This is a genomic window from Paraburkholderia sp. BR10923, assembly GCF_040948765.1.
GTDB lineage: Bacteria > Pseudomonadota > Gammaproteobacteria > Burkholderiales > Burkholderiaceae > Paraburkholderia > Paraburkholderia youngii.
This window is the reverse complement of sequence record NZ_JBFPKO010000017.1, coordinates 77,818-99,293: the sequence shown is the minus strand read 5'-3', so window position 1 is coordinate 99,293 and position 21,476 is coordinate 77,818. Positions and strand designations below refer to the sequence as shown.

Genomic DNA, 21,476 nt, shown 5'->3' with positions numbered 1-21,476 from the left:
AAAGGTCGAGCATCAACCGGCGATGCCTTGGCGCGACCCTTGCCGAACGGGCGCTTGCGCATACTGTGTCGAGCAAGGGATCGGCTTGTGCATTCGAGCGAGGCTCTATCGATATTCGTCAATCTCAACGGTGCCGCCCATGGCTTCCATCAGGGTGCGGATATCGTCGGGCACATCAGGCACGCGGTCGCCGCTCTCGTTGTCCCAATAACAGAAGAAACGCATCTGTGCGCCAGTGCGCTTGAGCAATTCGGGCAGGTCCAATCGGGGCAATGCCAAGCGTTCGACAAGATAGCGAAGGTGAGGCGCGAGAAGATCACTCTGAACATGCCCCTTGCTATCCACACTCCATACACCAATTCGAGCGGGGTACTTGCTAGTGCGCCCAGACGGTGTAGTGCGGAATTGCCCCCGAACGCTCTGCATGTCCGGTTCAACGCCAAAATAGTTTGTCCAGAATTCGGGCCGCTCCACGTCCTGATAGATAGTGAAAGAAGCATGTGCAAGTTGATGGGTCGTTACCATAACATTCCTTCAGGGTGCCCAACTGTGCATGTTGTCGATAACCACGCCGTTAAATTCCACGTCTCCATCGTCATGCCAGATCACGTTGTTGTCGCCGCGCAATTTGTTGTACTGCTTCATAGCGTGAAGCATGTCGCTGAACGTACATAGGTGTGTCGATGGTCTATCTGAAGCCGCTGCCGGTGTTGACAGCAGTCAGATAAGTACCGTGCGACAGGCAGTCCGTACATGGGCGACCGCCCAAAATCTCCACGGGTTTCGACGAAACAGATAAAAGCGCCCGCAAGAACATTGCGATTTTTCGCGCCCGTAGTGCGGTTGCTCGCGGGGAGCGACCGTAACTCTCGTCTATGATCTTTCCAGTCGCTGAGGGCACTCGCGCAGCGGATCATCGGGATAAGAAAAACAAAAACCCCGTAAGTCGCTGAACTTACGGGGTTTTTCTTGGGAGACTGGCGGAGGCGGTGAGATTCGAACTCACGGAAGGATTGCTCCTTCGCCGGTTTTCAAGACCGGTGCCTTAAACCACTCGGCCACACCTCCAAACCGCGAATTGTAACCTGGAAAGACTTCGCTGCCGAGTCCAGGCGAGTCGCCATCACTGCGGATCTTTCAGAAACAGCGCCTGCAGATCGTTCAGGAACGCCTGCCCAAGCGGCGTCGGCGCGATCCGTTCGTGGTCGCGGGTGATCAGCTTGCGCCGTTCCGCTTCCTGCAACGCGGGTTCGATCGTCGTGATCGACAGACCCGTGCGCTCGATGAACCGATGCACCGGAAACCCTTCCACCAGGCGCAGCGCGTTCAGCATGAACTCGAACGGCAGATCGCGTGGCCCGACCTCGTGCTCTTCCTGCACGCTTGCCCCGGCCTTGGCCTGCTCGATGAACGTGGTCGGATGTTTGTAGCGCGCCTGACGCACGATGCGATTCGGAAACGACAACTTCGTATGCGCGCCCGCGCCGATGCCGAGATAGTCGCCGAAACGCCAGTAGTTCAGATTGTGTTTGCTCTGGCGATGCGGCCGCGCATACGCGGACACCTCGTAGCGCTCATAGCCGGCCTCGGCGGTGCGTTGATGAATCCAGTCCTGCATGTCCGCGGACGCGTCGTCGTCGGGCAGCGCGGGCGGGAACTTGGCGAACAGCGTGTTCGGTTCGAGCGTCAGGTGATACAGCGACAGATGCGGCGGTGCAAACGACAACGCCGTTTCCACGTCGGCCTGGCATTCGGCGAGCGTTTGCCTGGGCAGCGCGAACATCAGGTCGAGGTTGAAGTTGTCGAACGTGGTCGCGGCGACTTCGACCGCGTGGCGCGCTTGCGCCGCGTCGTGAATGCGGCCGAGCGCCTTCAGATGCGTTTCGTTGAAACTCTGGATGCCCACCGACAGCCGGTTCACGCCGCTCGCGCGAAACTGCGCGAACTTGTCGGCTTCGAACGTGCCGGGGTTCGCTTCGAGCGTGATTTCCGCGTCGGCGTCGAGGGGCAGCAAAGCGCGAATATCCGACAGCATGCGATCGAGCCCCGCCGCCGACAGCAAACTCGGCGTGCCCCCGCCGATGAACACCGTATGCACCTGGCGGCCCCAGATCAGTGGCAACGCCATTTCCAGATCGGCGCGCAATGCGTCGAGGTAGTCGTTCTCCGGGAACGTTTCGCCCTTCCACTCATGCGAATTGAAGTCGCAGTACGGGCACTTGCGCACGCACCACGGAAAATGCACGTACAGCGCGAGCGGCGGCAGGGACGTCAAACGGATGCCGCCTGGCGACGTGAATGCCTTGACGACACCGTTGCCGATGTCCGCCGGTGTCGATCGGATCGGAATCACGCTTCCTCCGACAGGCGAGCGAGCAGTTGCCGCAGCGCGATCGCGCGATGACTGCTGGCGTTCTTGACCGCTGGCTCGAGCTCGGCGGCGCTCGCGTTAAGCGAGGGCAGATAGAAGTACGGGTCGTAACCGAAGCCATGTTCGCCGCGCGGCGCGTCGAGGATTTCGCCATGCCAGCGGCCTTCGGCGATCAGCGGTTCGGGATCGTCCGCGTGACGCACGAGGGCGAGCACGCAGTAGTAATAGCCGCGCCGATCGCTCACGCTCCGCAGTTCTTCGACGAGTCGCGCGTTGTTCGCCGCGTCGCTTTTGTCGCCGCCGGCGAGTTGCGCGAAGCGGGCCGAGTAGACGCCCGGCGCGCCGCGCAGTGCACGCACGCAAAGGCCCGAGTCGTCGGCGAGCGCGGGCAGGCCGGTCAGCTTCGCCGCGTGACGAGCCTTGGCGAGCGCGTTTTCGACGAAGGTGGGGTGCGGCTCTTCCGCTTCCGGTACATTGAGCGCGCCTTGCGGGATCAACTGGATGCCGGCCGCGCCGAGCAGCGCCGCGAATTCGCGCAGCTTGCCCGCGTTGTTCGACGCGAGCACGACTTTTTTCAACGGCATGCCCGACGTTATGCCGAGAGCATCGTTCCCGCCGCCGTCCTGACGAACCTCATTCACTGCTGCACTCCCAGCGCTTCTTTCTGCTTCGCGATCAGCGTGCTGATGCCGTCGCTCGCGAGATCGAGCAGCGCATTCATTTCTTCGCGCGAGAACGCCACGCCTTCCGCGGTGCCCTGAATTTCGACGAAGCCGCCCGCGCCCGTCATCACGACGTTCATGTCGGTGTCGCACTGCGAGTCTTCGTCGTAGTCGAGGTCGAGCACCGGCACGCCGTCGTACACGCCGACCGAAATCGCGGCGACGTAATCCGTGATCGGCGAGCTTTCGATGCGGCCCGTGGCGAGTAATCTGGCGACCGCATCATGCGCGGCGACGAACGCGCCGGTGATGCTCGCGGTGCGCGTGCCGCCGTCGGCCTGGATCACGTCGCAGTCGAGATTGATCGTGCGCGCGCCGAGCTTCTCGAGATCGAACACCGAGCGCAGCGCGCGGCCGATCAGCCGCTGAATTTCCTGCGTGCGGCCGGTCTGTTTGCCGCGCGCGGCTTCGCGATCGCTGCGCGTATGCGTGGCGCGCGGCAGCATGCCGTATTCGGCGGTGAGCCAGCCCTGGCCGCGATCACGCAGGAACGGCGGCACGCTCTCGCTGACGCTCGCGGTGCAGATCACCTTGGTGTCGCCGAACTCGACCAGCACCGAGCCCTCCGCATGCTTCGTGTAGTGACGCGTGATGCGCACGTCGCGCAACTGGTTGGGCTGGCGGCCGCTGGGGCGTGGGGTGTCGTTGCTCATGTCGGAATGGGTCGCGTTGAGTGCCGAAAGGCCGGAAGAGGGGCGGAGGAAAAACTCTAATTTTACCGCCGATTGAATCGGGCGGTTGCCCATACGCATGGCACACGAGCTTGCGGGCGATGAGCGCCGCTTGAGCACGCGAGAGTCATCGTTACGACGAGCGGCAATCCGTACCGTGAAAGCAGCCGCGTGCCGGGCCGCATCCGTGCTCGCTCACGAGCGGATGGCGCCGCCAAAAATGGGATAATGCCGGTTCCCCGCCCCGCGTCTCGTACACGCCGGGCGATCCGCTTCTCAGGCCATCGTTGAACGCATGGCCGCAATCGCGAGATATACGATGATCTACAGCATGACTGGCTATGCGAGCGCCACGCGCGAACTCGTGGCGGCCTCGGGCACGGGCGGCGTCAGCGTGTCGGTCGAATTGCGCACGGTGAACTCGCGCTTTCTCGATCTGAACTTCCGCATGCCGGAGGACGTGCGCGTCGTCGAACCGACGCTGCGCGAAATGCTGATGAACAAGCTGTCGCGCGGCAAGGTCGACATTCGCGTGAATCTGCAGCGCAGCGAGCAGTCGGCGAACGCGGGCGCGATCAACCACGACGCGCTCTCGCAGCTCGCGCAGCTGGAACGCGCGGTGCTCGACACGTTTCCGGAAGCCGGCCGTCTGCGGACTGGCGAAATTCTGCGCTGGCCGGGCGTGCTCGCCGAAAGCGGCATCGCGCCCGAGACGTTGCGCGACACGGTGCTCGCGTGCGGCAAGCAGGCGATCGCGGATCTGATCGACGTGCGTGCGCGCGAAGGCGCGCAACTCGCGACGATGCTGCTCGGCAACGTCACCGAAATGGAAACGATCGTCACGAAGATCACGCCGCTCGTGCCCGAGCTGATTGCGCGGCATCAGCAGAAGATCGTCGAGCGTCTGCAGGAGGCGCTCGGCATCGCCGCACCGGATGCGGCTGTGACGATCGTGTCGCGCGAAGAGATCAACGAGCGGATTCGCCAGGAAGTGACGATGTACGGCATTCGCATCGACATCGCCGAAGAGCTGTCGCGCCTCACCGCGCACCTGAACGAAACGCGTCACGTGATCGAGAAGGGCGGCAAGGTCGGCAAGCGGCTCGACTTCATGATGCAGGAGCTGAACCGCGAAGCGAACACGCTCGGTTCCAAGGCGGCGGCGAAGGAACTCGCGGATTCGTCGATGACGCTGAAACTACTGATCGAACAGATGCGCGAGCAGGTACAGAATCTCGAATAAGGCTGGAGCACTACACATCATGACTGACCACCATCCACGCGAAGCCGGCGCGCCGCGCCATCCGTACGCCGGCGCCTATCCCGGCAATCTGTTCATGGTCGTCGCGCCGTCGGGCGCGGGCAAGTCGACGCTCGTGAACGCGCTGCTCGCGTGCGACGACGCGATCCGTCTGTCGATCTCGTACACGACGCGCCCGCCCCGTCCGAAGGAGCAGGACGGCGAGCACTATCACTTCACGACCGTCGAAGACTTCATGCGGCGTCACGACGCGGGCGAGTTTCTCGAAAGCGCGGAAGTGCACGGCAACTACTACGGCACGTCGCGCGTGTGGATCGAGGAGCAGATGAAAAACGGCCATGATGTGCTGCTCGAAATCGACTGGCAGGGCGCGCAGCAGGTGAAGAAGCAATTCCACAACGCGGTGGAGATTTTCATTCTGCCGCCGTCGCTCGAAGCGCTCGAAGAGCGTCTGAAAAAGCGCGGCCAGGACGAACCGAACGTGATCACGCGACGCCTGCTCGCGGCGGGCGGCGAGATCGCGCACGCGGCCGAAGCGGAGTACGTGGTGATCAACGAAAACTTCGATCGTGCGCTGGCTGAATTGCAGTGCCTCGTCGGCGCGACGCGCTCGCGCTTTGCATCGCAGTACGCGCGTCACACGCAGCTTTTCATGCAGCTCGGCATCCACCTGCCGCACGCGTGAGCGCGGCGTGCCGTCAGGCACATAAGGTAGAATAAGCAACATACTGAGAAGGAACCCAACATGGCCCGCATTACCGTCGAAGACTGCCTCAAACAGATCCCGAACCGTTTCGAACTCGCGCTTGCCGCGACCTATCGCGCGCGTCAGCTAGCTCAAGGCCACACGCCGAAGATCGAAAGCCGCGACAAGCCCACCGTCCTCGCGCTGCGTGAAATCGCATCGGGTCAGGTCGGCGTCGAAATGCTGAAGAAGGTGCCGGTCTAAGGCGCACGGATTTTCGTTTTCGACTTGTCCGGTATTCGCCACACCGGATTGCTCAACGTGCAGAACTGTGTCCAACCCTGACCGCTACCGGAGGCGACCATGAGTGCTACCCCGCCCACCGCCACGGAAGCGGAACACGACACCGACGCGCCGTCGTCTGCACGCAAGTACATCGACGCGGTCCTCGAGCAATCGTTTCGTCATCTGTTCGGGCCGACCGCCACGCCGGAGCAGCCGCGCCGGCATGACGTCGTCTCCATCGCCAATCTGACGTCCGCGTTGTCCGGCTATCTGCCGCCGGAAGAAATCAAGGACATCAAGGCGGCGTTCCACTTCAGCGACGAAGCCCACCTCGGCCAGTATCGCCAGAGCGGCGAACCCTACATCACCCATCCGGTCGCGGTCGCGGAAATCTGCGCGGGCTGGAATCTCGACGCCCAGGCGATCATGGCCGCGCTGTTGCACGACGTGATGGAAGACCAGGGCGTGACCAAAGCGGAGCTCGCCGAGCGCTTCGGCGCGAAGGTCGCAGAACTGGTCGACGGGTTGTCAAAGCTGGACAAGATGGAGTTTCGCAATCGCGAGGAAGCGCAGGCGGAGAACTTCCGCAAGATGCTGCTCGCGATGGCGCGCGACGTGCGCGTGATCCTCGTGAAGCTCGCCGACCGGCTGCACAACATGCGCACGCTCGGCGCGGTGCCGCCGGAGAAACGTCGCCGCGTGGCGCGCGAAACGCTCGACATCTACGCGCCGATCGCTCACCGGCTCGGCCTGAACAATACCTATCGCGAGTTGCAGGACCTGAGCTTCGCGAATTTCAACCCGCATCGTTACGCGACGCTCGAAAAAGCCGTGAAGGCGGCGCGCGGTAATCGTCGCGAAGTGGTCGGCAAGATTCTCGAATCGGTGCAGCGCGCGATTGCCGACGCAAAGCTCGACGCCGAAGTCACCGGTCGCGAGAAAACCATCTTCAGCATTTACAAGAAGATGCGCGACAAGCAGCTGTCGTTCTCGCAGGTGCTTGACGTGTATGGTTTTCGCGTGGTCGTCGACAGCGCGCTCGAGTGCTATACCTGCATCGGCGCGCTGCATGCGCTGTTCAAGCCTGTTCCGGGCAAGTTCAAGGATTACATCGCGATCCCCAAGGTGAACGGCTATCAGTCGCTGCATACCACGCTCGTCGGCCCGTTCGGCGCGCCGATCGAGTTTCAGGTGCGCACCCGCAAGATGCACGAGATCGCCGAGGCGGGCGTTGCCGCGCATTGGCTTTACAAGAACGGCAGCGCGGACCTGAACGACGTGCAAAAGCGCGCGCACCAGTGGCTGAAGTCGCTGCTCGACATTCAGAGCGAAGCGGGCGATTCGAGCGAATTCCTCGAGCACGTGAAGATCGACCTGTTCCCGGACGCGGTCTACGTGTTCACGCCGAAGTCGAAGATCATGGCGCTGCCGCGCGGCGCCACCGCGCTCGACTTCGCGTATTCGATCCACAGCGACCTCGGCAACCAGTGCGTCGCGGTGAAGATCAACAACGAGCTGCTGCCGTTGCGTACCGAACTGAAGAGCGGCGACATCGTCGAGGTCATCACGGCGCCGTATTCGAAACCGAACCCCGCATGGCTCGGCTTCGTGCGCAGCGGCAAGGCGCGCTCGGCGATCCGTCATTATCTGAAGACGATGCGCCTTAACGAGTCGGTGCAGCTCGGCGAGCGTCTCGTCGATCAGGCGTTGAAGGGCTACGGCCTCGCGCTGTCGGACGTGACGCCGGAAGCGTGGGAAAAGCTCGTGCAGTGGACGGGCAACAAGAACCGTCAGGAAATTTTCGCGGACATTGGTCTCGGCCGACGGGTCGCCGCGGTGATGGCCAAGCGCATCGAAGTGCTGATGAGCGGGCGCGACGGCGACGACGACGGCTCGCGCTCCGAGTCCGGCTCGACGCCGCATGCGCCGCCGGTCGTCATCACTGGTACCGAGGGCATGTCGGTGCAGCTGTCCGCGTGTTGCCGTCCGATACCGGGCGACGACATCATGGGTTATATCGGCATCGGCCTCGGCATGGCGATCCACACCACCGACTGCCGCGTCGCGCAGCGTATCCACCGGCGCGATCCGGGGCGCTGGATCGACGTTGCGTGGGCGCCGCAGCCGGGGCGTCTGTTCGATGTCGCGGTGAAGGTGCTGGTCAAGAATACCAAGGGCGTATTCGCCCGCGTAGCGGCCGACATCACGTCGGCGGACGCGAACATCGTCCATATCGCGATGGACGAAGATCTGTCGCAGGAATCCACAATTCTGCGCTTCGTGATTCAGGTCAGCGATCGTGTGCACCTGGCCAATGTGATGCGGCGCGTGCGCACCAATCCGGACGTGATGCGCATCGCGCGTGAACGGCCAAGCGAAGAAGGGCATCACCGCCACGACGGCGGCATGCGTATCGACCGCGAGCGCGCGGATTACTGAGCGGCTTCCGGCTGGGCGTCGGCGCGGCCTGGACTGGCGCTTCACGCCAGTCTGGCATCTTTCGTGCGGCTCAGGATACAACTGAAGGCAAGTCTCACCTGAACCCCGGGGAGAACGCAGATGAACGTATCCGACCTCGCTGGCGTGGCGCTCGATTACTGGGTGGCGCGCAGCCTGCACGACTTCGTGCGCGAAATCTACTTTACCGATAGTGGCGAGACTGTTGCGATCCGCGGCAACGATCGTGGTCGTCCGTGGGACGGGCGCTTCACGCCTTGCGCGTCATGGGAAACGGCCGCCGTTGTGCTCGAGCGCGCGATACGGCTCGATGTGCGCGAGCAGAGCGAAAAAGGCGCGTTGTGCGTCGCGGAGTTCAAGGGCGGACAGCGGGCCTCGGAGGGGAGCGGCGACTCGCTGCGCATTGCTTTGCTGCGGGCGTTCGTCGCGAGCCATTTCGGCGATACCGTCGACGACGTGCTGCGCGAGCGCCAGGCACTGACCGGCATGCGGGCCGAGACGATCAGCGAGCAGACGGTAGGCGGGGTCGTCGAGGACTTGCCGCACCCGGACGGGCAGATTGGGGATATCCAGTCGCCGCCGCGTTGAACTGGCGCACCGGGTATGGTGCGCCAGAAAAAACAAAGGGCCTTCCGACTGGAAGGCCCTTCATAGGTGGCGCGGCTGGCAGGATTCGAACCCACGACCCCTTGGTTCGTAGCCAAGTACTCTATCCAACTGAGCTACAGCCGCACGCAAAACGGTGATGCTTGTTGCAAAAACCGGTCAAACCTGAGAGCTCCCGGCAAGGAAGCTCTCGCAAAAAAGTGGCGCGGCTGGCAGGATTCGAACCCACGACCCCTTGGTTCGTAGCCAAGTACTCTATCCAACTGAGCTACAGCCGCACACAGAAACGAGATTATAGCCAACGGAATTAAAAAATGGAAGCCCATCACGGCGATTTGTGTCGCGGGCCCGATCGTGTAACCTTTAATCAGGTTGTTGCTAGCTGCTGTTATTGGATGATTATGAACAAGGCCTTTGTCAAAGAGTCGAGCGAGGACAACGACGACGATCTCGACGTCACCCAGCCCGACGTGCCCGCAGGCACCAAAAATTACATGACTCCCGCCGGTCATCGGCGTATGCGCGATGAGTTGCTGCATCTGATCGATGTCGAGCGGCCCGAGGTCGTCAAGCTCGTGTCGTGGGCGGCGTCGAACGGCGACCGCTCGGAGAATGGCGACTACATCTATGGCAAACGACGTTTGCGCGAAATCGACCGGCGCATCCGTTTCCTGACCAAGCGGCTCGATCTGGCCGAGGTCGTCGATAGCAGCCAGCAGGAAAACCTCGACCAGGTGTTCTTCGGCGCGACGGTCGACTATGCGACCGAGGACGGCGAAGAGCATAAGGTGACGATCGTCGGTGTCGACGAGGTCGACCTGGACATTGGGCACGTGAGCTGGATTTCGCCCATTGCGCGTGCGCTGCTGAAGGCCAAGGTCGGCGATACGGTCACGCTGTTCACGCCGGCCGGCCCTCAGCCGATCGACATTCTCGACGTCAAGTACCCGCCACCTGATGCCGACCGCTAGGGCGCTGGCGGAGGAGCAGGCAAAGTCTGGCGAAAGACCCCTTCGGCGCGAACATAAAAAAAGGCGCCGCGAACGGCGCCTTCTCTACTGTCAGCCCTTGCGCAGTGCTTAGAAGCGGTGACGCAGACCAGCCGTCACGGCGACTTGCTTGTTGTTGCCCGAAGCGTTACCCACGCCATTGATGAAGGCGGGGACGATCGAGTCTTCGTTTGCCGCCTGATACACGCCTTGCAGATACACGTCGGTACGCTTGGACAACGCGTATGCGGTTTGCAGGTCGACCTGGTTCCAGTGCACGTGCTGGCTGGACAGGTTAGCGCGGGTGTACGTGTACGCAGCGGCAATGCTGATCGCCGGTGTCAGAGCGTAACGAGCGTTACCCTCGAAATTCTGGAACTGGGCGCTGTTGGACGGGAAGCCGATACCGCCCGAGACACCCGATGAGCCCTGGCTGATGCCGACGAGGCCATGCAGGTTCGTCTGCGAGTACACGATGCCAACGGTTGCCGGGCCGAACGCGTAGTTGGCGCCTGCGCCCCATGTTTGCTGACGTTGCGCGAAGAAGGTGTTGTCGCCCGATACTGCGCCACCCGAATTGAACGCTGCGGCCGCGCCGGTTGCGCCGTTGGCGTTCAGTTGCAAGTAAGCGGCTGCGACGTTCAGGCCGCCCCAGTTGTACGATGCGCCCGCGCTGTATGCGCGGTTGTTCGCGAAGCCGCTAGCCTGGTTCGAAAAGCCGTACAACGCGCCGAACTTGAAGCCGCCGTAGTTCGCGCTCGTGTACTTGGCCGAGTTGTTGATACGGAACGAGTTGTTCAGGTTGTCGTTGTCGAACGGGTGGGCGAACTGGGTGCCGCCGTATTGCGTGCCGGTCAGCGCCAGCGGGCCGACGAAGTCGACCATGCTGTCATATTGACGGCCGAGCGTGACAGCGCCGAACTGGTCGCTCGACAGACCGACGAATGCCTGCCGGCCGAACATACGGCCGTTCTGCTTGAGCGTGCCGTCGTTGATTCCAAAGCCGTTTTCCAACGTGAAGATGGCCTTCAGACCACCGCCGAGATCTTCAGCGCCACGCAGGCCCCAGCGGCTACCGTTCACCGAACCGCTCGTCATCGCAACGTTGGCGCCGTGCTGGGTAGCACTGACGCGCTGGTTATTCGTATAAGTAATCCCGGCGTCGATCAGGCCATACAGGGTGACGCTACTTTGCGCGTGCGCTGCCGTGACGAAAACGCCGGACAGGGCAGCGACCATGAGTGTCTTCTTCATTGATATAACTCCAAGAGCGAGAGAGGTATAAAACCCTGGCTTAGGAGACCTTCACGCGAGCGCTGCGAGAAGCGGAATCCGCGTGAGAAGCGCGCTGACCAGATCCGCGCCGGTTTCCGATTACGCAGAGTGTAGAGAGACACTTCCAGGAGTTGATGTTCCGATTTGCGCAATAAAGTATTACGCATCAAGAAACGATCGTGATTCGCCATTCGGGCCTTATGGATAAAGGCTTTGCGACGACTCGGCGGAATTCAGCGTCTGATTTTTCCTAAACCGCGTTGCTGATTCGCGACACCAAACGATGCGGAAAAACAACGGGAAGAAATGCGGAAAAACCATTGTTGTTATTGCGGCAATACACGATTGTCAATTGTGTGAATAATCGAAATCGCATACGACCGCTATACTTTAGTTTCTGCTTTCCGAAGCAGACTTTTTCGTTGACGAAAAAGATCTCCAAACCTTTGTCAGCGCGACCTTCAAGTCGCGCTTTTTTTATGGCGGACGACCTTCGAACTGCTCTAGTGAGCGGGGGCGGTGCCTTCCGTGTCGTCCCAATCGCCCTGCGCGGACACGCTCCAGTCTTCCATCACATAACGGCGCGCATCCATCGGCGAGGAGAGCAGGTTCTGCCAATGGTCTCCATGCCACATCGGATCGAAGTCGAAAACCGTGGATGATTCCGCGGTTGCAGGTTGATCTGGTATGACCTTTGCATGCGAATGAGTTAGCCAGGCGAACAGACGGCGAATTTCCTGGAACATGACAACCTCCTGAAGCACATCGCTGCAACTCATCTGCATCATGCGAGTCGGACTGCGCAGCAACAAGTCGGACAAACACTTACGCAAAGATGGATTTTGTTACATTCGCATTGCATATTTTTCGCAAATTTTTCCGTTTCCAGTCTGGGCTAAATCATTCCAGGTAAGTTTGACGGGTTGACCTGTATCGATGCGATTTGAAGCATTATCTTTTTATACGCTAAACGCATATGAAAAGTTTACTTGACGGCGATTCTCTGTTCCCCGTATAACGGCAAAGCCGAATTTGATTGGCTGTTTCTGGTTTTTGTCTTGATCAGATATGGGCAACTGAATCGGGGTTGGATCGATTCAAGGGCAATGCCCGCTTTGGATAAATCACCGAGGAAAAACAGGAAATGGAAACTGGTGTCGTCAAATGGTTCAACGATGCTAAGGGTTTTGGCTTCATTACGTCGGACGCGGGTGGCGAGGATCTTTTCGCCCACTTTTCGGAGATCCGCAGCGAGGGCTTCAAGTCGTTGAAGGAAAACCAGCGGGTGTCTTTTGAAGTCAAGACCAGCCCGAAGGGCAAGCAGGCGGCCAACATTCAGCCGCTGTAAGTGCGCTGCGCCAGGCGTGCCGGCCCACGCAGTCGGGAGCGAAAAACCCTCGCCGTCGCGCGAGGGTTTTTTATTGTTATTGAATCCCAGCCGAGCTTCGGTGACTCCATGTTCAACAATTATTGTCGGAAGATGATTCACTGAAGCGAAATTGGCTACGTCCGGATTAATGATTTAAGCGTCTGTGGGATATCTGCGCAAAATTGAGGGGCCGCCGACCAGTTTCTGCCTCAGCACGGCGCTCAGTGTGGATGCGCACCGTCCAGCTGGTGCATACTTGCCGCAAATTCACGCATCCGAATCTCTTGCCCCATGTCTGAACTGCTTTCGCCGGAACCGGCGCTCGATACACCCATCGTTTTTGTCGACCTCGAAACGACCGGCGGCTCGACGAGCGAGCACCGCATTACTGAGGTGGGCGTCGTCGAAGTCGGGCCGGCCGGCGTATCGCGCTGGAGCAGCCTCATCGATCCGCGCCAGCCCATTCCGTCGTTCATCCAGCAACTGACCGGTATCACGAACGACATGGTGCGCGGCGCACCGACGTTCGAGTCGATCGCGCCCGCGCTGTTCGAGCGCCTGAACGGCAAGCTGTTCGTCGCGCACAACGCGAGTTTCGATCGCGGATTTTTACGCAGCGAATTTCGTCGCGCGGGAATTGCGTTCGATCCGGACGTGCTTTGCACGGTGCGGCTGTCGCGCGCGCTGTTTCCCGGCGAAAAGCGCCATGGTCTCGATGCGCTCGTCGAACGTCATGCGCTGGTGCCGTCCGACCGTCACCGCGCGCTCGCCGACGCCGATCTGATCTGGCAGTTCTGGCAGCGTCTGCCGACGCTCGTACCGCTCGAAGCGCTGCGCGCGCAGATCGAGCGCACGACGCGTCGCTACCGGCTCGCCGGCGACATCACCGAAGACCTGCTCGACACCGCGCCGGCAGGCTGTGGCGTGTATGCGTTCTATGGCGAAGGAGATGCACCGCTCTATGTCGGCCGCAGCGTGCGCGTGCGTCAGCGGCTGCGCTCACATCTGACCGGCGAGCGGCGTTCGTCGAAGGATATGCGGCTTGCGCAGCTGGTGCGGCGCGTCGAATGGCGCGCGACTGGCGGCGAACTCGGCGCGATGCTCGCGGAGGCGCAGTGGATCGCGACGCTGCGGCCGGGCCACAACCGTTTGCCGCGCGTGACGAAGAGCGATCCCGCGAACGCGCCGTGGCCGTTCGAGGGGCCGATCGTTTTCGAGGAGCGTGAGGACGCGCAGCGCATCTTCCACGTGGTCGATCGCTGGCGATACCTCGGGCACGCGCCGTCGCTCGTGCAGGCGGCGCAACTGCATGCGTCGACACTGGCGGGGTCGTTCGAACTCTCGACGTACCGTATCCTGCAAAGCCATCTGGCTCGTGGTCTGCGCGTGATGCCGTTGAGCGTATCGCGTGACACGCCGGAGTCGAGCATCGTCGTGTGACGCCTATGCAGCGTGCGCTCGTGGTAGCGTTGGCGGAATCAGCCGGTCGCGCCAACTCCACCGGTCTCGCACACGTGACCTAGCGCGCGCGTCATCGCGCTCGAATGCGCGGAGTCATAGCGCGTCAGCGTTTTCCAGTTAGCCAGCGATTGCGCGATGCGCGACGGACAATCGTCCGCTGCGCGCAGCGGCTGCACGCGCGCCAGACTCGCCATCAACGATTGCGTCAGCTCGTCGAGCCGTGGTCGCGTGCTGGTTGCGAGATCGGGTGCGGGACCTTGCGGTGGCTGCGTGCTGCGCCATTTCGCGAACAGCGCGTTCTGCACGTCTTTGCTCGCATCGATCTGGTCCTGGAAGAACGCGCGCGCGAACGCCGGGTCGACGTTTGCCGCCGCAGCGCGCTTTTCCACATCGGCGAGCAGCGCGTTTTCACGCGGCGTATCGGTGATCGGCTGGTGGTTCGCCCATTTCCAGCGCGCGACCGGCTCGGCGAGCGCAAGGCGCTGCGAAACCAGTCCGATCAGGTTCGTGAGCGCGGTGTCGTCACCATCGGCAAGGGCGGGGGCGGGCGAGAAAGCGACGGTGGCGGCGATGGCGAGCGCGCATGACGCGCCGAAGCGATGCAAACGATTCATGAGGTGGACGTGGCCGGGCGGCCGTTGACGGAAAAACCAGAAGAATAAATGATGCCCGGCAAACCTCGCGCGACGGGCCACTTTACACAGTTGTCGGAGAGGAAATTGGTGCGTGAAGGACGCGCGTATTCGTACGCTCGAGCCGTGTGGCCCAGTATAGCTGCTGTGATCAGGCGGACTGATCCAGCGTCCTGACGGAGGTGTCGGACGCGTAATGAGGGCGCGAGTACTCACCGCGCAGGACATCAACGAGCGCGAATGCTGCGTCGCGCCAGTGGTCCGTTACTTCGGATCGCACGACTTGCGTTGTTCGTCGAAGAAAGCGCGAACATGCTCGGGCAGCTCGGCTCCCAAAAACTCGACGGCCACAGGTTCCGGATCCGGGTAAAAAACCTTGTCCGGGGTCGGAATCTTCGGTGGTTTGGCATCCATGATCTTTCTCCTTTGCGAACCGATTATCGGCCTCGTTCCCCGCATGGCACCAGTGCCCAATGCGAGTCAAACATACTCTGTTGCTTTAACGGCACAAGCCGACACATCAGCAGAGGGATTGAATAAAATTTATCGTCTAACTATCGCTTGGGTTTCGCGATCTGCCTGATCCGCTTAATTCCCAGCGTGAAATGATCTCGATCCGGCTCCCTCCGCCATTCGCTCTCGCGCCGTGCCACACCTCGGTTTGAGCACGTCCGATCGATATTTCCCCGCACTGCATCTGACGTTCTCGTGTGAAAAAACGTGACAAATTTGTGCGTTGCCGCATCGGCAGGATTTTCCCGTTTTCTGAATTGAACGTTCCTAATTTGCCGATTGCATAACTGCGTGCCTAATACTTGGTAAACGGCACATTCCGCGCCGCGTTGACCGGACCAAGCGCTGTTTAAAGATTTTTGTCGTTTAATTAAATGCTGACAGTTGGTTGGCATACCCATTCCCCATATTGCTGTGACAAAAGGAACGCATTTTGCGACATGTCGAACATACGCGATCGCGCCTCCTATGATTGAAGCGACTACCGATGTTTCGACGTGCGTTGACAGACGGACACGCGACCCGCAGAGCGGATCATGACGTTCTTCATGTTGGGGGAGAGGTCGCCGATGGAAAACGCTGTCTACTGGAGCGGACGTCAGGTTGGCATCGAGTGCGCCGGCAGGATCTTGTGGTTCGCGTCGGCACCCGCGCAAGCGCTAGCCGCATACGGCGCGTCCGAGCAGCCGACCCCACAGGCCGATACTGTCGTTGCGCGGAACCTCGCGATGCCACGGTCATACGACCCGCTCCACGTTCCCGACTAGGCTGGCCCGCGCGCACCGCGCTAGAGAACGTGCTGCTCGTCCACGCACGGGGAACAGGCTCAGCAGGAGCTTCGTGTCGTGGTCGATCAGCGCCGAATGCCATTGCCGGCTACCGGCTGTTTCAGCTCGTCAAGGGAGTGGGAGGTCGGCAACGTCTCGCGCGACGGCAAAACAAAAAGCCCAGTCACGAGGACTGGGCTTTTTGCTTGAAACTTGATGGTGCCGGAAAGAGGAATCGAACCCCCGACCTTCGCATTACGAATGCGCTGCTCTACCGTCTGAGCTATTCCGGCATCAGGAGAAACGAGATTATAGGGACTACTTCAGTGACTTGGCAAGCCCCTTGATGCATTTTTTCTTTCGCGATCACTTCTTCGCTTCGAGGTGATAGCGGGTTACGCGATCGACCTCGTTCTTTGAGCCGAGGAACACCGCGACGCGCTCGTGCAGGCTCTTTGGCTGGACGTCGAGAATACGCTTCTCGCCGTTGGTTGCGGCGCCGCCCGCCTGCTCGACGATGAAGGCCATCGGATTGGCTTCATACATCAGACGCAGCTTGCCGGGCTTGTCCGGTGTGCGCTTGTCAGCCGGGTACATGAAGATGCCGCCGCGATTCAGGATGCGATGTACGTCGGCGACCATCGATGCGATCCAGCGCATGTTGAAGTCGGCCTGGCGCGAACCGTCCTTGCCCGCTTTCAGTTCGCCGATGTATTGCTGAACCGGCGGATACCAGTGGCGTTCGTTCGAAGCGTTGATCGCGTACTCGCGAGTTTCGACGGGAATACGCATGTCGCTTTGCGTGAGCACCCACGAGCCGAGTTCGCGATCGAGCGTGAAGCAGTTCACGCCGTTGCCGGTGGTCAGCACGAGCACTGTTTGCGGGCCGTACACCGCATAGCCCGCGGCGACCTGCTCCGTGCCCGGCTGCAGGAACGATTGCTCGGTGGCCTGGTGGCCGTCCGGGCAGCGCAGCACCGAGAAGATCGTGCCGATCGACACATTGACGTCGATGTTCGACGAGCCGTCGAGCGGATCGAACACGAGCAGATATTCGCCCTTCGGATAGTTGGCCGGAATCGGGAAGAACTGTTCCATTTCCTCGGAGGCCATGCCTGCGAGGTTGCCGCCCCATTCGTTCGCCTCGAGCAGAATTTCGTTCGACAGGATGTCGAGCTTCTTCTGCACCTCGCCCTGGACGTTTTCGCTGCCCGCCGAGCCGAGGGCATCGCCGAGCGCGCCCTTGCTGACGTGGTAGCTGATCGCCTTGCACGCGCGCGCGACGACTTCGATCAACAGGCGCAGATCGGCGGGCAGGTTGTTGGTTTCACGCTGCTGCTCGATCAGGTACTTCGTGAGAGTGGTACGACGTTGCAAAGACATTGCTGTACTCCGGGAAGGCTAGAAGAATGATGGGATTTTAACCGCTCGTGTGTGTCGGCTCCGTGCTTTTGGCCGCACGGCCGCCTTCAGGTCTTGCGGCGCGTCCTGGCCGAGACGGTGCCGCGGACGCTGGCCGCGAGCGCCGCGGCCCGGGCGTGCCCGGCGGGCACGCTGGGCAGTTTCGGGCGCTCGGCGCGCGGCATCGGTTCGATTTCCCGTTCGATCTGCTCGCCGGCGGCGGCGGTGGCGACGCGCAGATCGTAGGCAATCTGCAGATTGAGCCAGAACTGCGCGCTGGCGCCGAAATAGCGCTCGAGCCGCAGCGCGGTATCGGCGGAGATGGCGCGGCGGCCGCGCACGACGTCGTTGATGCGCGGCGCCGGCACCCGCAGTGCAAGGGCGAGCGCGTTGACGGACATGCCGAGCGGCTCGAGAAACTCGCTGCGCAGAATTTCGCCTGGATGGATCTCGTCAATGGCCGCGCCCGTATCGATGTCGGAGAAATCGATGCTTTTCAGCGCGGAGCGTTTGATGACCATGTCGGTCTCCCAGTAGTCAGTGATAGTCGACGATCTCGACATTCAGCGCGTCCTCGCCGACGAAATGAAAACAGATGCGCCACTGCGCATTGATGCGGATGCTCCATTGCCCGCTGCGCTCGCCTTGCAACGCTTCGAGCCGGTTTCCGGGCGGCGCGTGCAAATTCGCGATGGAGCTCGCGGCGTCGATCATCAGCAGCTTGCGATGTGCTAGCGGCTGGATCGAGTGCGGCAACGTATGCACGAACCTGCCCTGGAAAATTCTTGCGGTGGCCTTGTCTGCGAACGTCGTGATCATCGAATCGTATAACGCATTGCGTTAAATGTAAATCATTAAACGTGTGCGTATGCTTTCTCCCCGCCGAGGTCCGATGAACAGTCGGCCAAATGGCTAACGCCGTGCCACGACCGGGGTAGCGCAGCCCATCAACGAAAAAGCAGCGCGAAAAAAAGCCGGCAACGCGTGCCGGCTTTCCGAAGCGACTCGAGAACTCAGCGAGGCATCACGCCAACGCCTTCTCGACGATCTCGCGCACGTCGCGCGACTTGACCTGCGCGGCCACTTTCTCGAGCGCCGCGCGCATGCTGTCGCGCAGCGCCGGCGTGAAGCGTCGCCACAGCTCGAGCGAACGCGCGAGGCGCGCGGCCACCTGCGGATTGAGCGCGTCGAGCGCGATCACCTGCTCGGCCCAGAATGCGTAGCCGGAGCCATCTGCCGCGTGGAACTGCGCGGGGTTCGCCGCGCAGAAGCTGAAAATCAGCGAACGTGCCCGGTTCGGGTTCTTCAGGTTGAAGGCCGGATGCGTCATCAGCTTGCGCACCGTATCGATCACCGGATGCTGTGCGCCGCCGCGCTGCGTGGCCTGCAACGCGAACCATTTATCGATGACGAGCGGCTCCTTCTCGAAGCGTCGATAGAAGTCGTCGAGCGCGTGCTGCGCCTCGGGGCTGCCGCCTTGCGGCGCGGCCGCGTTGAGCAGCGCCGACAGCGCGGCCGCGCGGTCGGTCATGTTGTTCGCGGCTTCATATTGCGCGGAGGCAAGACGTACGGCGTCCGCGGAATCGTCGAGCTCGGTCAGATACGACAGCGCGAGATTCTTCAACGCTCGATGACCGGCCGCCTCCGGCGTCGCCTCGTAGGCGCCCGGCGTGCGATGCTGCTCGTAGACCTTCAGCCAGTCGTCACGCAGCGCATTGGCGAGGCGCTTGCGCACGAACTGCCGTGCCGCGTGCACCGCGGCCGGATTCGACTCGGCCATCTGCTCGGCCAGATACGCTTCGGACGGAAGCATCAGCGCGAGTTCACGGAATGCCGGCGACAGCGTCTCGTCGGTCAAAACACGCGCGAACGCGGCGACCACCGAGTCGTCGAACTGCAGCGCCGCGCCCGTGGCCGCACGCCCAGCGAGCGCGAGCAGCTCGCGGGTGGCGAGTCGCTGGCCGGCCTCCCAACGGTTGAACGGATCGCCGTCGTGCGCAAGCAGGAACGCGAGCTGTTCGGCCGTGTAGTCGTATTCGACGATCACCGGTGCCGAGAAATTGCGCAGCAGCGACGGCAGCGGTTCCTGCCCGACGTTGACGAACGTGAAGGTCTGCTCGGTCTGCGCGAATTCGAGCACGCGCGTGGTCGACTCCGACGCCTTCGCCTCGCCGTCGAGCTGCAGTGGCAGATCGCGGCCGTCCTTGCCGATCAGACCGATCGCGAACGGAATCAGCAGCGGACCCTTCTGCGTTTCGCGCGCGGCTGGCACGGCATCGCCGTAGCCTTGGCGCAGCGTCACGCTGTAGCGCTGCTGCGCGGCGTCGTAGCGCGCGCGCACCGACACCCGCGGTGTGCCGGCCTGGCTGTACCAGCGCTCGAACTGCGCGAGGTCGCGGCCGTTCGCGTCGGCGAGCGCGTGACGGAAGTCGTCGCAGGTCACGGCCTGGCCGTCGTGACGCTTGAAGTACAGGTCCATGCCCTTGCGAAAGCCGTCGCGGCCGAACAGCGTCTGATACATCCGCACGACTTCCGAGCCTTTCTCGTACACGGTCATCGTGTAGAAGTTGTTGATCTCGACGTAGCTCTCCGGGCGCACCGGATGCGCCATCGGACCCGCGTCCTCGGCGAACTGCAATTGACGCAGCACGCGCACGTCCTCGATGCGCTTGGTCGCGCGCGCGGCTTCGTCGCTGGCGCCGCCCGCCATGTCGGCCGAGAACTCCTGGTCGCGAAACACGGTCAGGCCTTCCTTCAGGCTCAGCTGGAACCAGTCGCGGCAGGTCACGCGGTTGCCGGTCCAGTTGTGGAAGTACTCGTGGCCGACCACCGCCTCGATGTTCGCGAAGTCGGTGTCGGTGGCCGTTTCGGGATTCGCGAGCACGTACTTCGTGTTGAAGATGTTGAGCCCCTTGTTCTCCATCGCGCCCATGTTGAAGTCGCTGACCGCGACGATCATGAAGCGGTCCAGATCGAGCTCGAGCCCGAAGCGCTCTTCGTCCCAGCGGATCGAGTGGATCAGCGAATCCATCGCGTGACGGGTCTTGTCGAGATCATGCGGCTCGACCCACACCTGCAGCAGCTTTTCCTTGCCCGAGCCAGTCTTCACGCGTTCTTCGAGCGCGACGAGCTTGCCCGCGACGAGCGCGAACAGATAGCTCGGCTTCTTGAACGGATCTTCCCAGCGCGCGAAATGACGGCCGTCGGGCAGCTCGCCTTCTTCGAGCAGATTGCCGTTCGACAGCAGCACCGGATAGTCGGTCTTGCTCGCGCGCAGCGTGACCGTGAAGCTCGCCATCACATCGGGGCGGTCGAGGAAGTAGGTGATGCGGCGAAAGCCCTCGGCTTCGCACTGCGTGAAGAAGTTGCCGCTCGACACGTACAGCCCCGACAGCGTGGTGTTTTCCGCGGGATTGCAGATGCTCGTGAGGGTCAGCTCGAAGCTGTCCGGCACGTTGTCGAGCAGCAGGCCATGTTCGTGCGGGTGGGCGTTCGGGAACGGCTGCCCGTCGATCTCCGCGCTGACGAACTCCAGCTGCTCGCCCATCAGTTCGAAATGCGCGGCGCGCGAAGCATCCGGGTTGCGGCGCACGCGCATCGTATTTCTGACAACCGTGCGTTCGGGGACCAGATCGAACTCCAGCGCGACGGTGTCGATCAGGAAGGCGGGCGGCGCGTAATCGGCGCGGCGGATCACATTGGGCGTTGCGGTATCGGCCATGGTGTTCTTTGGTGGTGTACTCGAGCGGTCGGGCGCGCAAACGGCGCGCGAGCCGGGCTTGGTCGACTCATTGTACAAAGCCTCGGGCGATCGTGCGGAGGGGAAGGGGGCCGAGTTTCGGCGCCGGGCAGCGCGTCCGGTTTTGGACGGGCAGGGCAAGAACCTTTTGCTCGCTGCCGAGGTCAGCGTATTATCGGGCGCCGTGCGCGGCGGGGACCCGGCAGCGTCAGCCGGCGAGCGCATCGCACGACGGAATAATTGCGGCCGAAGCAGAGTTTTAACCGAAGCTG

21 protein-coding genes and 4 tRNA genes are annotated in these 21,476 nt (G+C 61.8%); 9 read left to right on the top strand and 16 right to left on the bottom strand.

The genetic code is table 11. The features are described 5' to 3' along the window. Positions 1-105: 105 nt before the first annotated feature. The 5 genes from AB3X94_RS27260 to rph all read right to left on the bottom strand — a co-directional run bounded on the left by AB3X94_RS27260 (position 106) and on the right by rph (position 3,746). Positions 106-525, bottom strand: coding sequence for a DUF4279 domain-containing protein (locus AB3X94_RS27260; protein WP_368613210.1), 420 nt, complete (start codon positions 523-525; stop codon positions 106-108). 453 nt (positions 526-978) lie between these two features. Next, a tRNA-Ser gene (locus tag AB3X94_RS27255) sits at positions 979-1,068 on the bottom strand. Positions 1,069-1,123: 55 nt separating this feature from the next. Next, positions 1,124-2,353, bottom strand: coding sequence for a radical SAM family heme chaperone HemW (gene hemW, locus AB3X94_RS27250; protein ID WP_368613209.1), 1,230 nt, complete (start codon positions 2,351-2,353; stop codon positions 1,124-1,126). Then, on the bottom strand, positions 2,350-2,955 hold the full coding sequence (rdgB, locus tag AB3X94_RS27245; RefSeq protein WP_368613249.1) for an RdgB/HAM1 family non-canonical purine NTP pyrophosphatase: 606 nt from the start codon (positions 2,953-2,955) through the stop codon (positions 2,350-2,352). Before rdgB ends, hemW begins: the two co-directional genes overlap by 4 nt. A gap of 53 nt (positions 2,956-3,008) precedes the next feature. Then, positions 3,009-3,746: a ribonuclease PH gene (gene rph / locus AB3X94_RS27240; protein WP_368613208.1), complete on the bottom strand. Its 738-nt coding sequence runs from the start codon at positions 3,744-3,746 to the stop codon at positions 3,009-3,011. A 337-nt stretch (positions 3,747-4,083) separates the two neighbouring features. On the opposite strand from rph, the gene AB3X94_RS27235 reads away from it, so the two are divergent. The 5 genes from AB3X94_RS27235 to AB3X94_RS27215 all read left to right on the top strand — a co-directional run bounded on the left by AB3X94_RS27235 (position 4,084) and on the right by AB3X94_RS27215 (position 9,040). Continuing rightward, complete coding sequence (locus AB3X94_RS27235) at positions 4,084-5,007, top strand: YicC/YloC family endoribonuclease (protein ID WP_176105321.1); 924 nt, start codon at positions 4,084-4,086, stop codon at positions 5,005-5,007. Between the two features lie 19 nt (positions 5,008-5,026). Then, positions 5,027-5,710, top strand: a complete 684-nt coding sequence (gene gmk, locus AB3X94_RS27230) for a guanylate kinase (RefSeq protein ID WP_368613207.1) — start codon at positions 5,027-5,029, stop codon at positions 5,708-5,710. 60 nt (positions 5,711-5,770) lie between these two features. Then, positions 5,771-5,974, top strand: a complete 204-nt coding sequence (gene rpoZ, locus AB3X94_RS27225; RefSeq protein ID WP_008921215.1) for a DNA-directed RNA polymerase subunit omega — start codon at positions 5,771-5,773, stop codon at positions 5,972-5,974. 99 nt (positions 5,975-6,073) lie between these two features. After that, a complete protein-coding gene (locus AB3X94_RS27220) occupies positions 6,074-8,434 on the top strand; it encodes a bifunctional (p)ppGpp synthetase/guanosine-3',5'-bis(diphosphate) 3'-pyrophosphohydrolase (RefSeq protein WP_176105323.1) in 2,361 nt (786 codons plus the stop codon). Between the two features lie 120 nt (positions 8,435-8,554). Next, on the top strand, positions 8,555-9,040 hold the full coding sequence (locus tag AB3X94_RS27215) for a phage protein NinX family protein (protein WP_176105324.1): 486 nt from the start codon (positions 8,555-8,557) through the stop codon (positions 9,038-9,040). Positions 9,041-9,107: 67 nt separating this feature from the next. Here the strand turns inward: AB3X94_RS27215 and AB3X94_RS27210 are convergent. Next, positions 9,108-9,184: transfer RNA gene (locus tag AB3X94_RS27210), tRNA-Arg, on the bottom strand. A gap of 75 nt (positions 9,185-9,259) precedes the next feature. Further along, positions 9,260-9,336, bottom strand: a tRNA-Arg gene (locus AB3X94_RS27205). A 123-nt stretch (positions 9,337-9,459) separates the two neighbouring features. On the opposite strand from AB3X94_RS27205, the gene greB reads away from it, so the two are divergent. After that, positions 9,460-10,029: a transcription elongation factor GreB gene (gene greB / locus AB3X94_RS27200; RefSeq protein ID WP_176105325.1), complete on the top strand. Its 570-nt coding sequence runs from the start codon at positions 9,460-9,462 to the stop codon at positions 10,027-10,029. Positions 10,030-10,137: 108 nt separating this feature from the next. Here the strand turns inward: greB and AB3X94_RS27195 are convergent, their stop codons facing one another. Further along, positions 10,138-11,301, bottom strand: coding sequence for a porin (locus AB3X94_RS27195; RefSeq protein WP_176105326.1), 1,164 nt, complete (start codon positions 11,299-11,301; stop codon positions 10,138-10,140). A gap of 524 nt (positions 11,302-11,825) precedes the next feature. Next, positions 11,826-12,068 (bottom strand): hypothetical protein, encoded by a 243-nt coding sequence (locus AB3X94_RS27190; RefSeq protein ID WP_246391779.1) that lies wholly within the window; start codon positions 12,066-12,068, stop codon positions 11,826-11,828. A gap of 398 nt (positions 12,069-12,466) precedes the next feature. Between AB3X94_RS27190 and AB3X94_RS27185 the strand changes: the two genes are divergently transcribed. Both AB3X94_RS27185 and AB3X94_RS27180 read left to right on the top strand, forming a co-directional pair. After that, positions 12,467-12,670 carry a cold-shock protein gene (locus AB3X94_RS27185; protein ID WP_013090197.1) on the top strand — a complete coding sequence of 68 codons (204 nt, stop codon included), beginning with the start codon at positions 12,467-12,469 and terminating at the stop codon, positions 12,668-12,670. 312 nt (positions 12,671-12,982) lie between these two features. After that, a complete protein-coding gene (locus AB3X94_RS27180) occupies positions 12,983-14,131 on the top strand; it encodes an exonuclease domain-containing protein (protein ID WP_368613206.1) in 1,149 nt (382 codons plus the stop codon). A 38-nt stretch (positions 14,132-14,169) separates the two neighbouring features. Here AB3X94_RS27180 and AB3X94_RS27175 read toward each other — a convergent pair whose 3' ends face one another. Both AB3X94_RS27175 and AB3X94_RS27170 read right to left on the bottom strand, forming a co-directional pair. Next, the gene (locus AB3X94_RS27175) at positions 14,170-14,766 is read right to left on the bottom strand and encodes a chorismate mutase (RefSeq protein ID WP_368613205.1); all 597 of its coding nucleotides are present in this window, start codon (positions 14,764-14,766) and stop codon (positions 14,170-14,172) included. Between the two features lie 282 nt (positions 14,767-15,048). Then, positions 15,049-15,198, bottom strand: coding sequence for a hypothetical protein (locus AB3X94_RS27170; RefSeq protein ID WP_008921206.1), 150 nt, complete (start codon positions 15,196-15,198; stop codon positions 15,049-15,051). A gap of 668 nt (positions 15,199-15,866) precedes the next feature. Between AB3X94_RS27170 and AB3X94_RS27165 the strand changes: the two genes are divergently transcribed. Next, positions 15,867-16,064, top strand: a complete 198-nt coding sequence (locus AB3X94_RS27165; protein ID WP_368613204.1) for a hypothetical protein — start codon at positions 15,867-15,869, stop codon at positions 16,062-16,064. 217 nt (positions 16,065-16,281) lie between these two features. On the opposite strand, the gene AB3X94_RS27160 is transcribed toward AB3X94_RS27165, so the two are convergent. The 5 genes from AB3X94_RS27160 to pepN all read right to left on the bottom strand — a co-directional run bounded on the left by AB3X94_RS27160 (position 16,282) and on the right by pepN (position 21,186). Then, positions 16,282-16,357 (bottom strand) — tRNA-Thr (locus AB3X94_RS27160). Between the two features lie 73 nt (positions 16,358-16,430). After that, positions 16,431-17,447 (bottom strand): class 1 fructose-bisphosphatase, encoded by a 1,017-nt coding sequence (locus tag AB3X94_RS27155; protein ID WP_176105331.1) that lies wholly within the window; start codon positions 17,445-17,447, stop codon positions 16,431-16,433. An 86-nt stretch (positions 17,448-17,533) separates the two neighbouring features. Beyond that, positions 17,534-17,986, bottom strand: coding sequence for a HigA family addiction module antitoxin (locus tag AB3X94_RS27150; protein WP_176105332.1), 453 nt, complete (start codon positions 17,984-17,986; stop codon positions 17,534-17,536). Positions 17,987-18,002: 16 nt separating this feature from the next. Beyond that, positions 18,003-18,284: a type II toxin-antitoxin system RelE/ParE family toxin gene (locus AB3X94_RS27145; protein WP_368613203.1), complete on the bottom strand. Its 282-nt coding sequence runs from the start codon at positions 18,282-18,284 to the stop codon at positions 18,003-18,005. 205 nt (positions 18,285-18,489) lie between these two features. Next, positions 18,490-21,186 (bottom strand): aminopeptidase N, encoded by a 2,697-nt coding sequence (pepN, locus tag AB3X94_RS27140; RefSeq protein WP_368613202.1) that lies wholly within the window; start codon positions 21,184-21,186, stop codon positions 18,490-18,492. Positions 21,187-21,476: the final 290 nt, after the last annotated feature.